At 50.0% G+C, this 20,773-nt stretch carries 20 protein-coding genes and 1 pseudogene; 14 read left to right on the top strand and 7 right to left on the bottom strand.

Going from position 1 to position 20,773, the window contains the following annotated elements; genetic code table 11:
- The first annotated feature begins 76 nt into the window (after positions 1-76).
- The 3 genes from MJ769_RS08590 (at position 77) to MJ769_RS08580 (ending at position 2,384) form a co-directional block, all read left to right on the top strand.
- Positions 77-721, top strand: a complete 645-nt coding sequence (locus MJ769_RS08590) for an SPOR domain-containing protein (RefSeq protein WP_239236331.1) — start codon at positions 77-79, stop codon at positions 719-721.
- A gap of 269 nt (positions 722-990) precedes the next feature.
- Positions 991-1,617, top strand: coding sequence for a thiol:disulfide interchange protein DsbA/DsbL (locus tag MJ769_RS08585; RefSeq protein ID WP_239236329.1), 627 nt, complete (start codon positions 991-993; stop codon positions 1,615-1,617).
- Positions 1,617-2,384 carry an SDR family oxidoreductase gene (locus MJ769_RS08580; RefSeq protein WP_239236328.1) on the top strand — a complete coding sequence of 256 codons (768 nt, stop codon included), beginning with the start codon at positions 1,617-1,619 and terminating at the stop codon, positions 2,382-2,384. The genes MJ769_RS08585 and MJ769_RS08580 overlap by 1 nt, the downstream gene beginning before the upstream one ends.
- A gap of 48 nt (positions 2,385-2,432) precedes the next feature.
- Here MJ769_RS08580 and MJ769_RS08575 read toward each other — a convergent pair whose 3' ends face one another.
- Entirely contained in the window at positions 2,433-3,368 is a 936-nt protein-coding gene (locus MJ769_RS08575) for a DNA ligase (RefSeq protein WP_239236326.1), read from the bottom strand.
- A 25-nt stretch (positions 3,369-3,393) separates the two neighbouring features.
- On the opposite strand from MJ769_RS08575, the gene MJ769_RS08570 reads away from it, so the two are divergent.
- A complete protein-coding gene (locus tag MJ769_RS08570) occupies positions 3,394-3,564 on the top strand; it encodes a hypothetical protein (protein WP_239236324.1) in 171 nt (56 codons plus the stop codon).
- A gap of 28 nt (positions 3,565-3,592) precedes the next feature.
- Here the strand turns inward: MJ769_RS08570 and gatB are convergent, their stop codons facing one another.
- Genes gatB through gatC form a run of 3 tightly spaced genes read right to left on the bottom strand, consistent with a single transcriptional unit; the run spans position 3,593 to position 6,818 of the window.
- Positions 3,593-5,041 carry an Asp-tRNA(Asn)/Glu-tRNA(Gln) amidotransferase subunit GatB gene (gene gatB / locus MJ769_RS08565; protein ID WP_239236322.1) on the bottom strand — a complete coding sequence of 483 codons (1,449 nt, stop codon included), beginning with the start codon at positions 5,039-5,041 and terminating at the stop codon, positions 3,593-3,595.
- 11 nt (positions 5,042-5,052) lie between these two features.
- The gene (gene gatA / locus MJ769_RS08560) at positions 5,053-6,513 is read right to left on the bottom strand and encodes an Asp-tRNA(Asn)/Glu-tRNA(Gln) amidotransferase subunit GatA (RefSeq protein WP_239236320.1); all 1,461 of its coding nucleotides are present in this window, start codon (positions 6,511-6,513) and stop codon (positions 5,053-5,055) included.
- A gap of 17 nt (positions 6,514-6,530) precedes the next feature.
- Positions 6,531-6,818 carry an Asp-tRNA(Asn)/Glu-tRNA(Gln) amidotransferase subunit GatC gene (gene gatC, locus MJ769_RS08555; RefSeq protein ID WP_239236312.1) on the bottom strand — a complete coding sequence of 96 codons (288 nt, stop codon included), beginning with the start codon at positions 6,816-6,818 and terminating at the stop codon, positions 6,531-6,533.
- Between the two features lie 112 nt (positions 6,819-6,930).
- On the opposite strand from gatC, the gene MJ769_RS08550 reads away from it, so the two are divergent.
- From MJ769_RS08550 to rodA, 5 genes are all read left to right on the top strand, one after another.
- On the top strand, positions 6,931-7,974 hold the full coding sequence (locus tag MJ769_RS08550; RefSeq protein WP_239236303.1) for a rod shape-determining protein: 1,044 nt from the start codon (positions 6,931-6,933) through the stop codon (positions 7,972-7,974).
- A gap of 149 nt (positions 7,975-8,123) precedes the next feature.
- Positions 8,124-9,035, top strand: coding sequence for a rod shape-determining protein MreC (mreC, locus tag MJ769_RS08545; RefSeq protein ID WP_239236301.1), 912 nt, complete (start codon positions 8,124-8,126; stop codon positions 9,033-9,035).
- The gene (gene mreD / locus MJ769_RS08540; RefSeq protein ID WP_239236299.1) at positions 9,032-9,550 is read left to right on the top strand and encodes a rod shape-determining protein MreD; all 519 of its coding nucleotides are present in this window, start codon (positions 9,032-9,034) and stop codon (positions 9,548-9,550) included. The genes mreC and mreD overlap by 4 nt, the downstream gene beginning before the upstream one ends.
- Positions 9,547-11,448, top strand: a complete 1,902-nt coding sequence (gene mrdA / locus MJ769_RS08535) for a penicillin-binding protein 2 (protein WP_239236297.1) — start codon at positions 9,547-9,549, stop codon at positions 11,446-11,448. Before mreD ends, mrdA begins: the two co-directional genes overlap by 4 nt.
- Positions 11,441-12,538, top strand: coding sequence for a rod shape-determining protein RodA (gene rodA, locus MJ769_RS08530; protein WP_239236296.1), 1,098 nt, complete (start codon positions 11,441-11,443; stop codon positions 12,536-12,538). The genes mrdA and rodA overlap by 8 nt, the downstream gene beginning before the upstream one ends.
- An 88-nt stretch (positions 12,539-12,626) precedes the next feature.
- Here the strand turns inward: rodA and MJ769_RS08525 are convergent.
- Positions 12,627-12,941: pseudogene (locus MJ769_RS08525) on the bottom strand (transposase); the annotation flags it as partial.
- A 53-nt stretch (positions 12,942-12,994) separates the two neighbouring features.
- On the opposite strand from MJ769_RS08525, the gene MJ769_RS08520 reads away from it, so the two are divergent.
- A complete protein-coding gene (locus tag MJ769_RS08520) occupies positions 12,995-13,441 on the top strand; it encodes a hypothetical protein (protein WP_239236294.1) in 447 nt (148 codons plus the stop codon).
- Between the two features lie 124 nt (positions 13,442-13,565).
- Here MJ769_RS08520 and metK read toward each other — a convergent pair whose 3' ends face one another.
- Positions 13,566-14,729 carry a methionine adenosyltransferase gene (gene metK / locus MJ769_RS08515; RefSeq protein ID WP_239236285.1) on the bottom strand — a complete coding sequence of 388 codons (1,164 nt, stop codon included), beginning with the start codon at positions 14,727-14,729 and terminating at the stop codon, positions 13,566-13,568.
- A 70-nt stretch (positions 14,730-14,799) separates the two neighbouring features.
- On the opposite strand from metK, the gene MJ769_RS08510 reads away from it, so the two are divergent.
- From MJ769_RS08510 to ubiD, 3 genes are read left to right on the top strand one after another with little or no spacing between them, the layout of a single operon-like run.
- Complete coding sequence (locus MJ769_RS08510; RefSeq protein ID WP_239236283.1) at positions 14,800-15,684, top strand: lysophospholipid acyltransferase family protein; 885 nt, start codon at positions 14,800-14,802, stop codon at positions 15,682-15,684.
- Complete coding sequence (locus MJ769_RS08505) at positions 15,681-16,553, top strand: lysophospholipid acyltransferase family protein (RefSeq protein ID WP_239236275.1); 873 nt, start codon at positions 15,681-15,683, stop codon at positions 16,551-16,553. The genes MJ769_RS08510 and MJ769_RS08505 overlap by 4 nt, the downstream gene beginning before the upstream one ends.
- Positions 16,550-18,013 carry a 4-hydroxy-3-polyprenylbenzoate decarboxylase gene (ubiD, locus tag MJ769_RS08500; protein ID WP_239236273.1) on the top strand — a complete coding sequence of 488 codons (1,464 nt, stop codon included), beginning with the start codon at positions 16,550-16,552 and terminating at the stop codon, positions 18,011-18,013. The genes MJ769_RS08505 and ubiD overlap by 4 nt, the downstream gene beginning before the upstream one ends.
- A gap of 12 nt (positions 18,014-18,025) precedes the next feature.
- Here the strand turns inward: ubiD and MJ769_RS08495 are convergent, their stop codons facing one another.
- Positions 18,026-19,027 (bottom strand): zinc-dependent alcohol dehydrogenase family protein, encoded by a 1,002-nt coding sequence (locus MJ769_RS08495; protein ID WP_239236271.1) that lies wholly within the window; start codon positions 19,025-19,027, stop codon positions 18,026-18,028.
- Positions 19,028-19,187: 160 nt separating this feature from the next.
- On the opposite strand from MJ769_RS08495, the gene aroC reads away from it, so the two are divergent.
- Entirely contained in the window at positions 19,188-20,288 is a 1,101-nt protein-coding gene (gene aroC / locus MJ769_RS08490) for a chorismate synthase (RefSeq protein ID WP_239236269.1), read from the top strand.
- Positions 20,289-20,773 lie beyond the last annotated feature (485 nt).

Genomic DNA, 20,773 nt, shown 5'->3' with positions numbered 1-20,773 from the left:
AATGTGGCGTTACCAATTCTATGGGTTGCGCGATGAACTTCGCGGGAATACATGAAATTTTTTAAAGATTGATTATATGAATAAAAATAGTACCACTCGATCCGCTGCGCCGCGCCAAGGCAGCCTGCTACTGACTGGCATTTTGGTCGGCGTGGTAGTGGGGCTGGCTATTGCGGGTGGGGTGGCATGGTTTGTTTTAAAGACGCCTAACTCGTTCGTAAGTAATGTTTCACATGAAACAACTAAGCTTGCAGCAGACGCTAAGAAGCAGCTTCCCGCATCTACAGAAAAAACTGCGCAGGAACCCACTTCTTCGGCGGCTATATCAGGTGTGGATGATGGCAAACCGCGCTTTGAGTTTTACAAGGTGTTGACTGACAAACAAGATGCAGCAGAACGTATTCAAAATAACCGTGACGATACGGTAACGAAGGCGAATAAGTCTGCTGGTAAAGACACTGAGAAAGCTAGCAATGAGACTGCGAAAGCAATTTATTTTTTACAGGCGGGTTCATTTTCCAATGCGGATGATGCAGATAGATTAAAAGCCAAGCTGGCTATGCTGGGCATAGAAGCCAGTGTGCAAATCGCGATCATTCCTGATAGAGGGGTGTGGCATCGCGTGCACATTGGCCCCTATAAAGACAAAGAAAAAATGAGTGTTGCATTAAGCATGTTGAAACAAAATGGGGTGAGCGCTACTCCAATGCTTGCGAGATAGGCGAAAACGTAAGCTCGCTGGTTATAGAAGTAATTGTCTAGTTAACTTTGTGAAGTGTTTTTAATAAATTTAGCTTGTAGTCTGAATGTTCCGTATTTGTTTGCATGAAACTGCATTAAGTTTCTATTGTTCGGCAGTATTGAAAAGCAATGTGACATTTCATATGCCAGAATTAAAAATATGCAGCACAAACAAATAGTAATGTTTTTTAACGCGGTAATTTTATGATATATTTTTGCTTGCAGTCCTAACTTTGTATGGAGATAGATATGAAATTCATCAAACAGTTGTTTGTGGTTCTAACTTTGTTATGTGTTAACCAAGCTTTTGCCGAGCCTGAGCTTGGCAAAGATTACAAAGTACTCAATTCGGCGCAGTCGGTGCCTGCAGGCAACAAAATTGAGGTGTTGGAATTTTTCTTCTACGGCTGCTCACACTGTTTTAAGATGCACCCGACGTTGACCGCTTGGGAAAAAAAGATTCCCAAGGACGTAGAGTTGATCTATGTACCGACTATTTTCAACGCATCATGGGAACCGATGGCACGTACTTATTACACATTGGAATTGCTTGGACAGGGAATGCGGCTGCATGACGACCTGTTCAATGCTTGGAACGTGAACAACATTGACCTGAGCGACAAAGCCAAGATCGTTGACTTTGTTGGCCAGCGTGGCGTGGATCGCAAGAAATTCAGCGATACCTACAATTCGTTCACCATGCAAAGCAAAATATCGCGCAGTAAACAATTGGCGAAGATTTATGGCATTCGCGGTACACCGTCGCTGACGGTGGATGGAAAATATCTGATTAGTGGCCTAGGGCCGGATGAAAGCATACAAGTGTTGAACGCTATGATCGACAAGGCACGCAAGGAACGCTTGGTTAAACGTTAGTGACTGCACAACGCGTCGTTATCAGCGGCGCATCCAGCGGCTTAGGTCTGGCGCTGGCTCAGCATTATCTTGAGCAAGGCGCGATAGTTGGGGTGTTTGCCCGTCGCGCTGATTATCTGCAAAGCCTCTCTAAGCAATATCCTCAACAAGTTTATTGTTACCCGCTGGATGTGCGTGACTCGGCTGCCGTGCAAGCGGCTGCGCAGCGTTTCATTGCGCATAAGAGTGTGCCAGATATCGTAATTGCTAATGCAGGTATTAGTGCCGGAACGCTTACTGACTATGCCGAGGATATTGATGTTTTCCAACAGATAATGGATGTCAATATGTTGGGCGTAATAAAAACATTTCAACCGTTTCTTGTACCTATGCGTGAGGTAGGCCATGGGACACTGGTTGGCATTGCCAGTGTGGCGGGATTTCGGGGGCTGCCGGGGGCAGGTGCTTATTCCGCATCCAAGGCAGCGTTAATCTCATATATGGAAAGTTTGCGTGTGGAATTGCATGGTAGTGGGATGCATGCAGTTACCATTTGTCCTGGCTACATCAAAACGCCGATGACCGCCATCAATCCGTACTCCATGCCTTTTATTTTGTCAGCTGACGAAGCAGCGCGTCGCATAGCACGAGTAATTGTTTCCGGTAATTCATTTGCAGTCGTGCCTTGGCAGATGGGACTCGTGGGGCACGTACTTAAGCTGTTACCTAACTGGATATATGATATTGCGTTTTCACGGGCTCCGCGCAAGCCGCGTAAACTGTTTTAACTTTCTCGCTCTTAAATAAAGTTTTGATTCAAACTCTATAAGAACTATTCAAGGCCGTACTTCTTGTTCTGACCAAGCCATCTCGTCGCGTATTCGTATGAAGCGGGCAAACCGGGGGATACCGGTTTTTTCATTCAATCCGTTATAGCGGTAGGTTACCCAACTTCCCAATTGGGGCGGATGAAGCCGATCTTCGTCAGACAGGCCAGTACCCAGCCGAAATCGCAATCCATCAGCCGATTCCACCTCTAATGCTCCCAATGTGTTTGCATATTTACCTTTGCCTGGCAGGTAAGCTACTACCTTGGCCTCAGCATCTTCATAGGGTTTTAGTTTTAATAGATCGTCGCTGCGAATTGCCCGGTAAAGTGAAGTGCCGCGATGTAGCATCAGCCCTTCCCCGCCTTGCTTGACCACCCGTTTAAGCATCACTTTTAATGCGACCTGATCGGCCACTTTAATCTGCTCAACGTGGTGTACCCATGGCTGTCCGATCTGCGTGATGACAGATTGTAGTGCCGCATTGCGTTCGGTGTAACCACCTGGATGCGCTGGCAGATCGAATATCATGAAGTGCAGCATGCGCCATTGAGCGTCGTCGGGAATTTTTTTCCTGACGGTGGAAACTGTGCGGGAAAACTGGCCGTGGCCTATCCATAATTCTCCATCGAGAGGAATGTTTGGCCAGCCGGTGGTGAACCATGCTGGGGCTTCGATATGTTCGCCACTCCGCGTCAATAATTTTTCGCCATCCCAGTAACCGCGCATGCCATCAAATTTTTCACTTACCCAATAATCTGCCAGCGGGATATTGCCTCGAAAGACATTTGCCAGCATCACCTGAGGCGGCGCAGGCTCCGCTGCTCGTGTGGGCGGGCAACAAAAAAGAAGTGCAAGCGATAAAGTGCAAAGTCGTACCAAACAGGAAAGATGGATTCCTGAGTAGCAGCGTGTTAGTAACTGAACAGCTGTGAAATGTTTCATGTACCTATCCGAAAATGTATTGCTCATGGCACATATTCAGGCCTTGCGCTCGAGTGGTTTTGATGCGGATGGTTTGCTTGATGTTCCAGAGGAGCGCGCGATTTCCAAGACTGTTTCCAGCCAAAAAATTCGCGCAGTAAGACGGATCTTTCTTGCTGAATTTTCATGGTACCTGTCTCTTGGAATGGCTGATTAAAGTTCAGTCAGTTGCAAGAGCGCAGTATTTAACCCGCTAGCTTGCGCTTTAGAATTTCATTCATCTGTGCGGGGTTAGCTTTTCCTTTGCTGGCTTTCATGGCGAGGCCAACAAAATAGCCAAACACTTTTTCCTTACCACTGCGATATTCGGCTACTTGCGCTGGATTAGCAGTGATAATCTCGTTTACCATTGCCTCCATTGCGCCGACATCGGACATTTGTTTTAAACCTTTTGTTTCGATAATGGTATCGGGGTTACCGCCTTCACTCCAGAGTACCTTGAAAACCTCCTTGGCGGCGGAGTTGGAAATGGTTCCATCTGAAATACGCTTGAGCATACCGCCTAGCTGCTGTGGTGTAATCGGGCATTGCGTGATATCGCGATCTTCACGATTAAGTGAAGCGCTTACATCACCCATCAGCCAGTTGGCGCACAGCTTGGCTTCGTTAGTGGCTTCGTTTAGTGTTGCCTCGAAGAAATCCGCCATTTCTCGTGAGGAGGTCAAAGTGTCGGCATCGTAGACAGATAGGCCGAGATCGGCAACATAGCGTGTTTGTTTGGACAGTGGCAACTCGGGAAGCGTGTTGCGCACCTGCTCAATCCACTCATTATCAATCGCTAGCGGCAATAAGTCAGGATCCGGGAAATAACGGTAATCGTGCGCGTCTTCTTTACTGCGCATGGCGCGAGTTTCACCCTTATCGGAATCGAATAACACTGTAGCTTGATGAATAGTCCCGCCGTTTTCCAGTGTATCTATTTGCCATTGTGCTTCGTATTCAATTGCCTGCTGTAAAAAGCGGAATGAGTTAAGATTTTTAATTTCGCGGCGTGTGCCCAATTCTGCCCCCGGGCGACGGACAGAGACATTTGCATCGCAGCGGAACGACCCTTCCTGCATGTTGCCATCGCAGATGCCGATCCAGCGTACCAGAGTGTGCAGCATTTTGGCATAGGATACGGCCTCGGCGGCAGAGCGCATGTCCGGTTCCGAGACTATTTCCAGCAGAGGTGTTCCAGCACGGTTAAGATCGATGCCTGTCATGCCATGAAAATCTTCGTGTAACGATTTTCCTGCATCTTCTTCAAGATGGGCACGGGTCAGCCGTACTATTTTTTTATAAGTTTGCCCTGCGGTCGTTGTTGGAACCTGAATAGTCAATGAGCCTTGGCCAATGATAGGTAGATCAAACTGACTGATTTGATACCCTTTGGGCAGGTCAGGATAGAAATAATTTTTACGTGAAAACACGGAGCGCGGCGCAATATGCGCACCGACAGCAAGGCCAAACCTGACAGCTCGTTCCACTGCGCCACGGTTCAGCACCGGTAATACGCCAGGCAGCGCCAAGTCTACCGCGCAGGCTTGGGTGTTGGGTTCTGCGCCAAATGCGGTCGAAGCGCCAGAAAAAATCTTGCTGCTGGTCGAGAGCTGAGCATGCACTTCCAGTCCGATAACGATTTCCCATTGCATGGTGCGGTTCCTTACACCTCGATATGTTGCGGAGTGCGGGTGTGCCAATCGGTCACCTGCTGATATTGATGTGCGACGTTTAGCATACGTGCCTCGTCAAAATAATTGCCTATAATTTGCAAGCCAACGGGCAGGCCATTGCCGTCGAGGCCTGCCGGGATGGACATGCCGGGCAGGCCTGCGAGATTCACCGCGATGGTATAGATGTCGGAGAGGTACATTTGCACCGGGTCATCGTTTTTCTCGCCCAGATTGAAGGCAGTGGTGGGAGTCGTTGGCCCCATGATGACGTCACATTGCTTGAATGCTTCAACAAAATCCTGTGCGATCAAGCGGCGAATTTTCTGTGCCTGCAAATAATATGCATCATAGTAACCGTGCGATAGCACGTAAGTGCCGATCATAATGCGCCGCTTCACTTCGTCACCGAAACCTTGCGCGCGGGATTTTTCATACATGTCTGCAAGATTGGTGTATTCCGGCGCGCGGTAGCCGTAACGCACACCGTCGTATCTCGACAGATTGCTGGAGGCTTCTGCCGGAGCCAGCACGTAATACACCGGGATGGACAGGCGCGAGTTGGGCAGGCTGATGTCTACCACGCTGGCACCTAATTTTTTATATTCGGCAATGGACGATTCGATCGCTTGCGCGACATCTGCACTCAAACCTGCGGCGAAAAATTCTTCGGGCAGGCCGATGCGCAGGCCATTCAACGGCTTATTTAAATCTCGTGCGAAATCTTCTGTTTCACGTTGCAGGCTCGTGGAATCACGTTCGTCGAAGCCTGCCATTACATTCAGTAGTAGCGCCAAATCTTCTGCGCTGCGTGCCATTGGTCCAGCCTGGTCCAGGCTGGAGGCAAAGGCAATCATGCCGTAGCGAGAGACTACGCCATAAGTCGGCTTCAGGCCTGAGATGCCGCAGAGTGCAGCCGGTTGGCGGATAGAGCCACCAGTGTCGGTGCCGGTGGCTGCTGCACATAAGCGTGCCGACACAGCTGCCGCACTGCCTCCAGAACTACCACCAGGTACGGCGTTGCGGTTCCATGGGTTTTTTACAGTGCCAAAGTAAGAGGTTTCATTACTGGAACCCATGGCGAACTCGTCCATGTTGGTTTTGCCCAGATTGACCGCACCGACGCGGTTGAATTGTTCAATCACATGTGCATCATAGGGGGCAATAAAATCAGACAGCATTTTCGAGCCACAGGTGGTACGCCAGCCCATGGCACAGAATATATCTTTCTGAGCAATAGGAATGCCAGTGAGAGCGTTGGTTGGGGATTGCGCCAACTGGACATCGGCTGCGCGTGCCTGTGCCAAGCTCATTTCTTCATTTACCGTGATGTAGGCGTTGAGTTTTGAGTTAAGTGCGGCAATGCGGCTGAGGTATAGTTGCGTCAACTCTACGCTGGAAATTTTCTTACTGCGCAATGCTGCGCCTAACTGTTGCAAACTGGAATTAAGCATGGTCTTGGAACTGGAAGTTATTCGATGACTTGTGGTACTAAATACAATCCATTTTTAATTTGTGGTGCTGCAGCCTGGAATAGCTCACGTTGATTGGGTTCCGTGACCACATCCTTACGCAAGCGTTGGGTAATATCCTGAGCGTGTGGCATCGGTGCAATCCCAGTAGTATCGACTGCCTGCATTTCGGCGATCAAGCCAAAGATATTCAGAAGCTGTGCGTGCGCCGTTTGTGCTTCCTGCTCGGTCATTCCTAGTCGGGCCAGCCGGGCAACTTTATAGACATCATTAATACTGAGCGACATAGGCTGAATTCTTTATCTTTATTAAAGGTAGCTTAATAGGTTATCATCAAATATTGTTGCCTGACTAATTTTTTATGATATCGGGCACGTTTTTTCTACTCTGGGATTCTTCATGTTTGGATTTTTTAACAACTATTTCGCTAATGATTTAGCGATAGATTTGGGCACCGCTAATACCCTGATCTGGGCACGCGGCAAAGGCATTGTGCTGGATGAGCCTTCAGTAGTGGCGATTCGCCAAGGGAGTGGCCCAAACGACAAGAAAGTGATTCAGCAGGTTGGGCTGGCAGCCAAGCAGATGCTCGGGCGCACGCCAGGCAATATTACTGTTATACGCCCGATGAGAGACGGCGTAATTGCTGATTTCACCGTAACAGAACAAATGCTTAAACAATTCATTAAGAGAGTGCATAAGTCTGGCATTTTCAGCCCTAGCCCGCGTATCGTGATTTGTGTGCCGTGCGGCTCCACTCAAGTGGAGCGTCGCGCTATCCGCGAATCCGCTTATGGTGCAGGGGCGCGCCGAGTAGAATTGATTGAAGAGCCTATGGCAGCAGCAATAGGCGCTGATCTGCCAGTGGAAGAGCCAAACGGCTCGATGGTGGTGGATATTGGCGGTGGTACAACCGAAGTAGGTGTGATTTCGCTTGGTGGTGCCGTGTATTCCGGTTCCATACGTGTCGGGGGCGACAAATTCGACGAGGCAATTATTAATTACATTCGCCGCAACTATGGCATGTTGATTGGCGAAACGACTGCAGAACAAATCAAGAAAGAAATCGGCTCGGCCTTTCCTGGCAGCGAAGTGCGTGAAATGGAGGTAATGGGACGCAATCTGGCGGAAGGTGTACCGCGCAGCTTTACCATTTCCAGTAATGAAATACTGGAGGCCCTTACTGATCCGCTTAATAATATTGTCAGCGCTGTGAAGATCGCGCTAGAACAAACACCCCCTGAACTGGGTTCGGATATTGCCAGAAAGGGTATGGTTCTGACAGGCGGCGGTGCATTGCTACGTGATATCGACCGCTTATTGATGGAGGAAACTGGCTTACCTGTGTTGGTTGCCGATAACCCACTTACCTGCGTGGTGCGCGGTTCCGGCATGGCTCTTGACCGGATGGATAAACTCAGTGGGATTTTCACCAGTGATTAGGCATCAGATTTAATGACATGTGGATAATTTTAAATTAATACAGTCCAGTGATTCCCTTCTCTAACGCTATTCTCTTTCGTAAACGGGAGAGAATAGCGTTAGTGTTGTAACTGCGAACTGTAAGCAGAAATGGCTGTTGAAACGCTCTAATGGAACAAAACCAGCCCCTTCGCTTCTTCAATCGAGGCCCTTCTCCAGCCGTCCGGCTGGTATTTTTCGCGCTGCTCTCGTTACTGCTACTGTTCGTGGATGTTCGATATCGATATCTTGAATCCATACGTAGCGGCCTTTCAGGCTTGGTGCACCCTCTGCAACGGCTAGTAACGACACCAAGTAAACTATGGCATGAGGTTGATGATTTTTTTTCCGCCCATAACAGTTTGATTCGCGATAACGCTGCATTACTTCGTCAACACACTTTAGATGGCGCACAGTTGCTGCAACTGGAGGTGCTGAAGGGGGAAAACCAGCACTTGCGTAAACTTCTTATGGTGCAGCAGCGCGCCGATTATCCAATGCAGCTAGCCGAAATCATATATGTTGAACGAGACATCTTTAATCGCAAAATATTATTGGACAAGGGCACGCAGGCAAATGTGCTAGCCGGACAAATAGTAATGGATGATAGCGGTATCGTCGGCCAGGTTACACGCGTTTATCCTTGGATGAGCGAGGTCACGTTAATTACTGACAAAGATCACTCGGTGCCAGTGCAGGTGCTGCGCAATGGCTTGCGCGCAGTGGTGTTCGGCGCTGGCGATGCCGGAAATAAGCTGGCGCTGCGCTATATGCCCAATAGCGCTGACATTCAGAATGGCGATGTTTTGGTCACTTCTGGTATCGATGGCACTTATCCACCCGGCTTACCGGTAGCTAAGATAATCCATGTTGAGCGCGATCCCACCTATCCGTTTGCGCGCATTTTGTGTGCCCCGATTGGAGGGGTGGATAAGCGCCGCCAACTGTTGATCTTGTCTACGTTGCTAAAGTTTCCGGAGCGCCCGGAGGGTGTGGAAGCCGCAACCGACAACTCAAAAAATGGCAAACGGAGGGGGCAGTGAGTGATCGCATTCTGCAAGACCAGGAATTCCAGTTGCCCGTCAGTCGTGTTTTTATCGCAGCTACCTTATTGGCTGCGCTCTTGCTCGATTGGTTACCGTGGCAAGGAATCTGGTTGACGTTCCGTCCAGATTTTGTCGCGCTGGTATTACTCTACTGGTGCATGCACAAACCCTACCATGTTGGGATTAGCGTTGCGTGGACGGTAGGCATACTTGCCGACGTGGCGGATGCAAGTCTCTTCGGGCAGCATGCACTGGCATATTCGGTATTAGCTTTTAGCGGCATCGTGTTTTATCGCCGAGTGTTGATGTTCAATTTACATCAGCAGACCTTGCAAATTTTCCCGTTGTTTTTGCTTGCATATACGGTGTATGCCATGGTGCATTGGCAGCTACATGGTAATATTTCATGGAAATACTTCATTGGCAGTGTGGTTTCATCCTTGCTGTGGGCACCAATGACTATATTGTTGCAAGCTTTGCGTCGTCCCCGTGCTGCACCTAATCAGACATGACGCGTCACATCGAGTTTAAAGACACTCATCGAGAAATCCATAATTTTCGGCTGCGCCTAACGCTAAGTTTAGGGTTTGTGTTACTGCTGTTGTTAATATTGCTGGCGCGTTTTATTTATCTGCAGGTAATACAACAGAGTCACTATCAAACTCTGGCAGAGAATAATCGCATTTCCATCGTGCCCATTGCACCCAGCCGCGGCTTGATACTTGACCGCAACGGCACGACTCTGGCACAGAATTACTCTGCTTATACTTTAGAGATAACTTCAAGCAAGGTGGCCGATCTGAAATCGACTATTGATGAACTTGCAAAGTTAATTGATATTCAGCCCGGAGATCGCAAGCGATTTAAGAGGCTGCTGGCAGATAACCGTAATTTTGAGAGCCTGCCAATACGCAACCGCTTAACGGATGAAGAGGTGGCACGTTTCGCAACACAGCGCTATCGTTTCCCCGGCGTGGAAATTAAAGCGCGCTTATTCCGTGAGTATCCATATCACGAGCAGATTTCTCACTTGCTCGGCTACATCGGTCGGATTAACGAGAAAGAAATTGCGCAGCTTGAAGAGGACGAGATGGCTGCAAATTATCGTGCTTCCAATTACATCGGCAAGACTGGCATCGAGCAGAGTTACGAGAACGAATTACATGGTAAAGCCGGTTACCAGCAGGTGGAAGTCGATGCAGGTGGGCGCGAGGTGCGAGTGCTGTCGCGCACTCCACCCGTATCGGGTAGCAATTTAATACTAACGATAGATGCCAAATTGCAGGAAGTTGCCGAGCAGGCGTTCGGCAAATATCGGGGAGCGTTAGTAGCTATAGACCCGAGCAATGGGGAGGTATTGGCCTTTGTCAGCAAGCCAGGCTATGATCCAAACCTGTTCATTGATGGTATTGATCAACAGAGTTGGAATGAACTGAACAACTCGCCCGATGTGCCACTCAACAACCGTGCATTGCGTGGCCAATATCCACCAGGTTCTACTATCAAGCCGTTCATGGCATTGGCTGGGCTACATTACAACAAGCGCACACCCGGCTACACTATTAGCGACCCAGGTTACTTCAGCCTGCCCGGCAGTCGACGTCGATACCGCGATTGGAAAAAGGAAGGACATGGCAGCGTAGACTTGTTTAAATCCATCGTGGTGTCTTGCGATACTTATTATTATGGGCTGGCCACCGAATTGGGCATAGACAACATATTTAGCTTTTTTTCGGAGTTCGGATTCGGTAAGAAAACCGGTATTGATATGGAAGGTGAGGCTTCCGGTTTGATGCCGTCCCAGGAGTGGAAGCGGAAACGTTACAAACAAAAGTGGTATGCCGGCGACACGGTTTCGGTTGGTATCGGTCAGGGCTACAATTTGGTTACACCGCTACAATTGGCTTATGTTACTGCGACATTGGCCAACGATGGAATAGCCTATCGCCCGCATTTGTTGAAGGAGGTACAAAGTTCGCACACAAACAAAAAACGGGCATTGGGGACGAAAATGGAGTTTAACCTCAACCTTGATCCGGAGCATCTCGCGCTCGTAAAAAATGCTATGGTAGCCGTAACCCAGCCTGGGGGCACCGCCACGATGGCAGGTGCGGGTGCATCCTACGCATTCGCCGGCAAAACCGGCACGGCGCAGGTGGTAGGCATTAAACAGGACGAAAAATACATCGAGAGCAAGGTTCAGGAACGGTATCGTGACCACGCTTGGTTCATTGCTTTTGCACCTGCCGATCAGCCTAAAATCGCGCTAGCTGTGCTTGTTGAGAACGGCGGACATGGTGGCTCTATCGCTGCACCGATTGCACGTAAGGTCTTGGATTACTTTCTGCTTGGCAAGATGCCTCAGCCCTTGCTTACAGTGGATGAGGCCGCAGGGATAGAACATGATTAGGCGACGCTTATTGCAACGCTTCGTTGCACACCTTGATCCCGTTCTGTTGGCTTTGATTGGATTGCTTCTGCTGATTAGCGTGGTGGTGATATATAGCGCCAGTGGCGGTAACTGGTCCCGTGTATTGGCGCAAATGACAAATATACTGGTGGCGTGCGCCGCACTCTGGATAGTGGCCAATATGCCGCTTCATTACCTAATGCGGGTTGCCGTGCCCGCTTACTTGCTAGGTATGGTGCTGCTGATCGCAGTGGCGTTTTTCGGCGAAATAACAAACGGTGCTCGGCGCTGGTTAAACCTTGGGGTGACGACCATTCAGCCTTCTGAGCTGATGAGGATAGCCGTGCCGTTGATGATGGCTTGGTATTTTGAGAAGCACGAAGCCATGTTGACATTAAAAAATTATTTCGTCGCAACCTTGCTGTTACTGCTGCCGGTGGCTTTAATTGCGCGCCAGCCAGATTTGGGTACGTCCATTATGATTGCCGCAAGCGGATTTTATGTGCTATTTCTTGCCGGGATATCCTGGCGAGTCATGCTGACCTTCTTTGTAATTATAATGGCAAGTATGCCGCTTGCGTGGTCCACACTGCACGATTATCAGCGCCAACGCATCATGATGCTTCTTGACCCAGCGCTGGATCCGCTGGGCAGGGGCTATCACACTATCCAAGCCATTATTGCAGTGGGTTCCGGCGGCATGTTTGGCAAGGGGTATCTCAATGGCACTCAGACTCACCTCGAATTTTTGCCTGAGCGTACTACCGACTTCATTTTTGCTGTGTACTCGGAAGAATTCGGCCTGCTCGGTAACGTTATACTGTTAAGCTTGTACCTGTTCGTCATTGCACGTGGCTTCGTCATTACCGCCAATGCTTCAACTTACTTCACTCGTCTCATGGCCGGTAGTATCACACTCACTTTTTTCACCTATGTCTTCGTCAATATAGGCATGGTGAGTGGAATTCTTCCAGTTGTGGGCGTACCGTTGCCGCTCATTAGCTATGGTGGCACGTCTATGGTTATATTACTGCTTGGTTTTGGTATGCTTATGAGTATTCATACTCATAAGAAGCTGGTGCAAACTTGATGTGGTTGAATGGCAATCGTGCAGTCCTATGGGTTAAAGTGTCCCGTCCCGAGTGATCATATCCCCGTCCGCAGCTGGCCACTGTTTAGAGCGCGGCAACATTGTTTTTCGCTTGGGTCAGCAAGTGCATCGCCAGAAACCAGCGTGTCAGTGGCAGCTTCGTTGCTTGGAAGATCGTACCGGCAGTGACCGTCGTCTGGTAGCGGCACACTCGGCACTGCCAGTGCTGCCTGCCGTCGTGGATAAAGGTGCTGTGATGGGTTCCCCCGCAATGCGGGCAGACAAAGCCCTCTGGCCAGCGCGACGCCAACAGCGCCGCGTGGCACTACTCCACCCTCCCGTACTGCTTCAGAAACTCAGATATCGACAGACCCTTTTGAAACTGAACTCGATTCATTGCCATGACGCATCTCCTTGGATAGATGCGCCTATTATTACCCCCTCATAGCTCACCACATGAGCCTGAAAGTAAAAAATTGTACCCAGCTGAGGCATGTAACCAATCAAGTTGGTTTATGTGACAGGGGAAATCGGGGAAAATCCACCATCGGCGATACCCATATCCTTATCCCTAAAACCACACGCAAGAATGCCAGACAGGAGCAGCTTTTTCTGGCACGTTATCGCTTCAGACGACGGGCAGGGATAGCGCCGGTTATTGGCCATCTGAAATCAGACTATCGGCTGGGACGCAACTTTCTCAAAGGGATGATGGGCGACCAACTAAACGTCCTGATAGCTGCTGCAGTATGGAACTTCACCAAGTGGATGAGGGATTTTGCCTGCATTTTAGGCGCAGTAAATGGTCACTACGCCACAAAAATAATCATTATCTCGCTAGGGCAATGCATCAAGTACGGAGGAGTAAAACAGATCAGCACTCAGGCAACTTACGTAGCCTGATCTTAACGACAGAATCGAATAATTCAGTGTCGACTAAATAGGTTCGATTGCAAATCCCATATTGTCACTTGGATCTGTGCTTCCAAGTGACAATATGGGTAAGACATTTAAACCATTAAGTGACTTATAGCCCGGCGTCAGCCCGCAGGGCAGGTGCCTTGTCTGTTGCTTCCCAGGTAAACTCTGGTTCTTCGCGGCCAAAGTGGCCATAGGCAGCAGTATTGGTATAAATTGGGCGCAACAAATCGAGCATTTGCACAATACCTTTTGGGCGCAGGTCGAAATGTTTTTTTACTAACTCCGCAATTTTTTCATCGGAAATTTTTCCCGTTCCATAACTGGTGACCCACACACTGGTGGGTAGAGCCACGCCAATCGCGTAGGAAATCTGAATCAAGCACTTGCTGGCCAGACCAGCAGCTACGATATTCTTGGCGATATAACGGCCAGCGTAGGCTGCGGAACGATCTACCTTAGAGGGATCTTTGCCGGAGAATGCACCACCTCCATGAGGGGCGGAGCCACCGTAAGAATCTACAATAATCTTGCGCCCTGTCAGGCCGCAGTCGCCTTGCGGGCCGCCGATAACAAAACGGCCAGTGGGATTTACCAAATACTTAATGTCACCTTTGATTAGCTCCTGTGGCAACAGGGGCTTGATAATATCTTCAATTACGGCTTCACGAATTGTTTCTAGCGACATCTCGGGGGAGTGCTGAGTAGATAGCAATACAGTGTCGATGGAGTGTGGCTTACCATCCACATAACGGATGGTGACTTGCGCTTTTGCATCCGGACGCAGCCAGTTAAGGCGACCATCGCGGCGCAGTTGCGACTGGCGCTCAACTACGCGGTGTGCCAAATGAATCGGCAGCGGCATTAACGTGGGTGTTTCATCGCAAGCATAACCAAACATCAGGCCTTGATCACCTGCGCCCTGATCCATGTACTCATTAGATGAGCGATCAACGCCTTGGGCGATGTCCGGACTTTGCTTGTCATAAGCAACAAGCACGGCACAACCTTTGTAGTCTATGCCGTATTCGGTATTGTCATAGCCGATGCGCTTGATGCAGTCGCGCGCAACTTTGATATAGTCCACATTAGCGCTGGTGGTGATTTCACCGGCAAGCACCACGAGGCCGGTGTTGACTAATGTCTCAGCGGCTACTCGCGCATGGGGGTCTTGCGCTAGAATAGCATCTAAAATGGAATCGGAAATTTGATCCGCGACTTTGTCTGGATGACCTTCAGACACTGACTCGGATGTAAATAGAAATTCATTCATGAACTCTCCTTAAAGATAGAGTTGGTTGAGAAAACCTTCATTATAGCAACTACTGATTGTAATTACCCCCATGATCCCCTCGCTTGTAGCCAGACTATTCAATTTGGTAGCGCGTTTACCGCTGAGTGTGTTACACCGTCTTGGCGCCATGCTGGGCAAATTGACTTATAGTCTGTCGGATAAGTATGCAGAACGGATGCGTGAAAACCTCAATAATGCATTAAAAGGGCGTCCCCAAACAGATTTTCGCAGAGTGTTAAACGCCAGCATAGTTGAAACGGGCAAGGGGGCGGTCGAGTTACTGTGGATTTGGTGCCGACCTTTAGCAGAGGTGACCGCCAGCGTCAAAGCATGTTATGGCTGGGAGCATATCGAAGCGGCACGTGCAAGTGGCAAGGGGATAATTTTTTTAACGCCGCATTTGGGATGTTTCGATGTGTCAGCCTTATATGTCGCAGAGCATATGCCACTCACTGTACTGTATCGCCCTCCCAAGTTAATCTGGCTAGAGCAAGTGATGCGCAACGGTCGCGAGCGAGCCCAAATGCGGCTGGCGCGTACCGATGTAAGCGGGGTGCGCCAGTTGTATAAAGCGCTCAAGCGGGCTGAAGCAATAGGGCTTTTGCCAGATCAGGTGCCCGGCAATGGCGAGGGAGAATGGGCAGACTTCTTCGGGCGACCAGCCTACACCATGACGTTGATTGGGCGCTTGGTGAAGTCTAGCGGCGCATCGGTAGTGATGACTTCCGTCGAACGATTAACCAATGGGTCGGGATATGTCCTGCGCTTCACACCCCTGAAATTCAATGTTGATTTGCCCATTGGTAGGCAGGTCAATGCGGCGCTTGAAGAATTGGTGCTCACGAATCCTGCGCAATATTTGTGGAGTTACAATCGTTACAAGACTCCGGCAGGCATTAAGCCGGCCACGAAGCAAGACGTAAATCCAATATGATGGTGCGTTGTGGTGTTTTTCTGCTGTGGTTACTGCATTTCCTTCCATATCGGCTGCAAGCGTGGATAGGCAATGTCCTGGGGGCGCTGCTTTATATGTTTACAGCCAAGCGTCGTCGCGTGGCATGTATCAATTTGCGTTTATGTTTCCCCGAACTGAACGAAGCAGAGCGATCGAAACTGGTGCGACAGCACTTTAATGCTTTTGGCCGCAGTATTGTGGAGCGGGGTATTTTATGGTGGTCTAGCCGCGAGCGCATCCAGAAGTTGATACGTGTTGAAGGTGTGGAGCATTTTCAAAACGCACTCGGTAATCCACTGATTTTACTGACGTCACATTTTGTTGCTCTGGATGTTGGTGGTTCCTGGATTACCCAGCATACGGATGGGGTGAGTGTGTACTCTAAACAAAAAAATACTTACTTGCAAAACTTGGTGTTGCAGAAACGCGCGCGTTTCGGCAAGCAATTTTTGTATGCGCGACAAGCGGGGATGCGCCCGGTAGTAAAATCATTACGCGAATGTCGGCCATTTTATTATTTTACGGATCAAGATTGGACTACCAAGGATGGTGTGTTCGTTCCATTCTTTGGTATACCCGCCGCTACGTTGGCGACGTTGCCTCGCCTGGTAATGATGGCTAATGCAAAGGTGGTGCCGTGTATTACACGTGTTTTGCCGGATTATAAAGGGTATGAGGTACGCTTCTATCCAGCGTGGGAAAACTATCCTAGTAATGATTTAATAGTCGATACCCGCCGTATAAACGAATTTATCGAACAGCGAGTGCGGGAAATGCCGGAACAATATTTCTGGCTGCACAAGCGATTTAAAACCCGCCCCGAGGGCGAAGAAAGTTTTTATAAATGAAATATCGTGACCTGCGCGATTTTATCTCGCAATTAGAAAAACTGGGTGAGCTTAAGCGCGTGATTACGTCAGTTTCTCCGCATTTGGAGATGACGGAAATCTGCGATCGTGTGTTGCATGCACAAGGCCCTGCTGTGCTGTTTGAAAATCCTGCAGGACACAGTATGTCTGTTCTGGCGAATTTGTTCGGTACGCCGCACCGCGTGGCATTAGGCATGGGCGAGGAAAGCGTAACGGCATTACGCGAAGTGGGCAAGTTGCTGGCTTACCTGAAAGAGCCCGAGCCACCCAAAGGTTTAAAGGATGCCTGGGACAAGTGGCCGATATTGAAGCAGGTGCTGAATATGACACCCAAGGTAGTTTCGAGCGCTGCCTGCCAGGAAGTAGTATGGGATGGCAGCGAAGTAGACCTGAGCAGGCTACCCATACAAACTTGCTGGCCAGGAGATGCGGCACCCCTGATTAGCTGGGGGCTGGTGGTGACCCGTGGCCCCAACAAGCCGCGCCAGAATCTTGGCATTTACCGCCAGCAGGTGATCGCGCCCAACAAGGTCATTATGCGCTGGCTGGCGCATCGCGGAGGTGCGCTGGATTATCAAGAGTGGTGCAAAACGCATCCGGGTCAGCCGTTTCCGCTGGCAGTGGTGATCGGTGCCGACCCAGCTACCATTTTAGGCGCCGTCACGCCAGTGCCGGACAGCCTGTCTGAATATCAATTTGCTGGGTTGTTGCGTGGATCGAAAACAGAACTGGTTAAATGTATTGGTAGCAATTTGCAAGTACCTGCCAGTGCCGAGATCGTTCTGGAGGGAATGATCCACCCAAATGAGATCGCGCTGGAAGGCCCGTTTGGTGACCACACCGGTTATTACAATGAGCAGGAAAAGTTTCCGGTATTCACCATTGAGCGCATTACCATGCGTCACAATCCCATTTATCACTCCACCTATACCGGCAAACCGCCAGATGAGCCGGCCATTTTGGGCGTGGCATTGAACGAAGTGTTCGTGCCACTTCTGCAGAAACAGTTTCCCGAAATTTCGGATTTCTACCTGCCGCCGGAGGGCTGTTCTTATCGTTTGGCAATTGTGTCCATGAAAAAGCAGTATCCGGGACATGCCAAGCGCGTGATGTTCGGCATCTGGTCCTACTTGCGTCAGTTCATGTACACCAAGTTCATCATCGTGGTGGATGATGACATCGATATCCGTCAATGGAAGGAAGTTATCTGGGCGATCACAACGCGCGTTGATCCCGCGCGCGACACATTGCTGGTGGATAATACGCCCATTGATTATCTCGATTTCGCCAGCCCGGTATCCGGTCTGGGCAGTAAGATGGGACTGGATGCGACCAACAAATGGCCAGGTGAAACGCAACGCGAGTGGGGTACGCCAATTGCGATGGACGACGCGATCAAGCGTCGTGTAGATGCCATGTGGGAGGAGCTTGGCTTGTAGTTGACCGTAGTATTAATCCATCACCAGTACGACTTTGCCAGTGACGCCGCCTTTTTCAATGAGACGGTGTGCGTGGGCAGCATCTTTCAATGGCATCACCATGCTCATCAGCACGCCGAGTTTTCCGGCCTCAACTAATTGCGCTCCCTGTTCCAGTATTTTGCGCTGGCGTATACGCTCGTCATGCAAGTGCATCACTTGCGGCGTAAGCATCAGTTCGTAGCACAATGACAGATTGCGCAGTCGCGCCAGTTGAGTGTCAGTCAATGACAGCGGAGTGGACAGCAAGCTGACCACTTTGCCGCCAATGCGCGCTGCATTGAACGAGCGCAGAAAAACTTCGCCGCCTACCGTGTCAAATATCACGTCCACACCTTTATCAGCGGTCCAGGCAAGAACTTCCGGCACAAAATCCTGCTCGCGGTAATAAATTATTTTTTTTGCACCGAGACCTTGCACCAGCCCGGCTTTTCTGTCATCGCTTACTGTTACCGCGACATGTGCGCCCAGATGGTGGGCGAGTTGCACGGCAATATGGCCGACACCCCCAGCCGCGGCATGGATGAGGATAGATTGTTTGACTTGCAGATTAACGCGTTCGACTAGCGCCTCCCACACGGTAATCAGCACCAGTGGCAACGCAGCGCTTTCATGCAGGCTGAGGTTGGCTGGTTTGAAAGCGCAGTAGTCTTCATGCACGGTGGTATATTCAGCATAGCAGCCGGGTTCGTCGCCGATACCACCGTTGCAGAAATAGACCGCATCACCGACTGCAAAACGCGTCACGGCCGTGCCGATGGCATCTACGATACCGGCACCATCGCAGCCCAGGATGGCGGGAAGTTTGTCGGGGTAATAGGCTGGCTTAGCGCGCAGTTTGGTGTCCAGCGGATTGATACCCACGGCGGCCAGTTTGACCCGCAAATGGTTTTGTGAGGGTATTTCGGGTAGGGGGATTTCACGCAGTTGCAACACATCGGGGCTGCCAGCTGCGGTCATTAAAATTGCTTTCATTTTTGTAACCATGAATGGATGGTTGGAAGGGTAACCGGAGACCGAGGCCGCAAATCGCCAGAAAGTCAAAAAAGCCTATTACACATCAACTGCCTAGTTGGAGCGACTTGATAGAGATGTGGTATGTTAAACTCGCCTCATAAATTTAGCGAGTTTAGCCATGTCAGGAAATACATTCGGTACTTTATTCTGCGTCACATCTTTTGGTGAGTCTCATGGTGCCGCAATCGGTTGCGTGGTTGATGGTTGTCCGCCTGGGATGGCGTTGAGTACAGCAGATATTCAAAGTGAACTGGACAGGCGTAAGCCCGGCACTTCACGCCATGTCACCCAAAGACGCGAGTCAGACACGGTAGAAATTTTATCCGGTATCTTTGAAGGCGAAACCACTGGCACACCGATTGCGTTGTTGATTCGCAACGAAGATCAACGTAGCAAAGATTACGGCAACATCGCCGCAAGCTTTCGTCCTGGCCATGCCGACTACACTTATTGGCAGAAATACGGCATCCGCGATCATCGCGGTGGCGGGCGGGCGTCGGCACGTGAGACCGCAGTGCGCGTAGCGGCTGGAGCGATTGCGAAAAAATGGCTGAACGAGCGTTATGGTGTGGTGATACGCGGCTATTTATCGCAATTGGGTGAAATAGTGGTGCCCTTCAAGAGCTGGGATGAAGTCAACTGCAATCCCTTTTTTGTCGCCGATAACAGTTACGTTGAGCAACTGGAAACCTACATGGATGCGTTACGCAAATCCGGCGATTCCATCGGTGCAAAACTCACGGTCGTGGCTGAACATATGCCTGTGGGCTGGGGCGAGCCAGTGTATGACCGTCTTGATGCCGACATTGGCTACGCCATGATGAGCATTAATGCTGTAAAAGGTGTAGAGATTGGTGCCGGCTTTTCCTCAGTTACGCAGAGAGGCAGTGAGCATAGTGACGAAATCACTCCACAAGGTTTTTTATCCAACCATGCTGGCGGCATACTGGGCGGCATTTCCACTGGACAGGATATTGTGGCACATGTCGCCATAAAACCCACTTCCAGCATTCGTCTTCCGCGCCGCTCCATCAATAAAGCGGGTGAGCCAACGCTGGTGGAAACCCATGGTCGCCACGACCCGTGTGTAGGTATTCGCGCTACGCCTATCACTGAAGCCATGCTTGCCTTGGTACTGATCGACCATGCGCTGCGCCACAGAGCCCAGAACGCAGACGTGGTATGCACCACACCAAAAATTCCAGGCAAGATCGATTAGCACTCGAAAGGCTATAGGGGTATCGATGATGCTCTTATAACGCTAGACCGCACACCAAACGTACTCTTGCTAGCTGAGAACTGCATTGCCGCAGCGATGAAAATCAAGCTTGAAAAATAAAGCCAGCAAAGCGAAGAGTCAGCGCACTCTTGTTAGGCTCACAATATCCTTCAGCTCGATTTTCTGCCCACATATTGCCACCGTCGCATGAGTGATGGGCTCCCTAGCCTTATTAACAAGTGAGAAGTTTCCTTTGTAAGTCATGCACGAAGTCAAGAGAAGAGCTACCGACACCACCTAGTAAGAAAGTCTTCATTTCAGCGCGCTCCTTGATATGTATTGTATGACGAGCCGTTGAGAGGCAGAGTCCACAGCTTGCCTTGATTAACCGGCGTACTGTTTTTCCAGCGTCTCGCCCGACAGCGTTGTTGTACAAATCCATGAGCATTTCACCCAACTGCTGCCCGCCCCTCAGACTGTCGAGC

The organism is Candidatus Nitrotoga sp. BS (assembly GCF_927797785.1).
Taxonomy (GTDB): Bacteria; Pseudomonadota; Gammaproteobacteria; order Burkholderiales; family Gallionellaceae; genus Nitrotoga.
This window is presented reverse-complemented; position numbering and strand designations above follow the sequence as displayed.

What these genes read in the sequence shown, in the direction of transcription:
- MJ769_RS08585 (WP_239236329.1), top strand. Translation starts at nt 991, where the DNA reads ATGAAATTCATCAAACAGTTGTTTGTGGTTCTAACTTTGTTATGTGTT.
- MJ769_RS08520 (WP_239236294.1), top strand. Translation starts at nt 12,995, where the DNA reads ATGAGCCTGAAAGTAAAAAATTGTACCCAGCTGAGGCATGTAACCAAT.
- ubiD (WP_239236273.1), top strand. Translation starts at nt 16,550, where the DNA reads ATGAAATATCGTGACCTGCGCGATTTTATCTCGCAATTAGAAAAACTG.
- MJ769_RS08505 (WP_239236275.1), top strand. Translation starts at nt 15,681, where the DNA reads ATGATGGTGCGTTGTGGTGTTTTTCTGCTGTGGTTACTGCATTTCCTT.
- MJ769_RS08510 (WP_239236283.1), top strand. Translation starts at nt 14,800, where the DNA reads ATGATCCCCTCGCTTGTAGCCAGACTATTCAATTTGGTAGCGCGTTTA.
- MJ769_RS08575 (WP_239236326.1), bottom strand. Translation starts at nt 3,368, where the DNA reads ATGAAACATTTCACAGCTGTTCAGTTACTAACACGCTGCTACTCAGGA.
- gatB (WP_239236322.1), bottom strand. Translation starts at nt 5,041, where the DNA reads ATGCAATGGGAAATCGTTATCGGACTGGAAGTGCATGCTCAGCTCTCG.
- gatC (WP_239236312.1), bottom strand. Translation starts at nt 6,818, where the DNA reads ATGTCGCTCAGTATTAATGATGTCTATAAAGTTGCCCGGCTGGCCCGA.
- MJ769_RS08570 (WP_239236324.1), top strand. Translation starts at nt 3,394, where the DNA reads ATGGCACATATTCAGGCCTTGCGCTCGAGTGGTTTTGATGCGGATGGT.
- rodA (WP_239236296.1), top strand. Translation starts at nt 11,441, where the DNA reads ATGATTAGGCGACGCTTATTGCAACGCTTCGTTGCACACCTTGATCCC.
- mreC (WP_239236301.1), top strand. Translation starts at nt 8,124, where the DNA reads ATGGAACAAAACCAGCCCCTTCGCTTCTTCAATCGAGGCCCTTCTCCA.
- mrdA (WP_239236297.1), top strand. Translation starts at nt 9,547, where the DNA reads ATGACGCGTCACATCGAGTTTAAAGACACTCATCGAGAAATCCATAAT.
- aroC (WP_239236269.1), top strand. Translation starts at nt 19,188, where the DNA reads ATGTCAGGAAATACATTCGGTACTTTATTCTGCGTCACATCTTTTGGT.
- MJ769_RS08590 (WP_239236331.1), top strand. Translation starts at nt 77, where the DNA reads ATGAATAAAAATAGTACCACTCGATCCGCTGCGCCGCGCCAAGGCAGC.
- gatA (WP_239236320.1), bottom strand. Translation starts at nt 6,513, where the DNA reads ATGCTTAATTCCAGTTTGCAACAGTTAGGCGCAGCATTGCGCAGTAAG.
- MJ769_RS08550 (WP_239236303.1), top strand. Translation starts at nt 6,931, where the DNA reads ATGTTTGGATTTTTTAACAACTATTTCGCTAATGATTTAGCGATAGAT.
- metK (WP_239236285.1), bottom strand. Translation starts at nt 14,729, where the DNA reads ATGAATGAATTTCTATTTACATCCGAGTCAGTGTCTGAAGGTCATCCA.
- MJ769_RS08495 (WP_239236271.1), bottom strand. Translation starts at nt 19,027, where the DNA reads ATGAAAGCAATTTTAATGACCGCAGCTGGCAGCCCCGATGTGTTGCAA.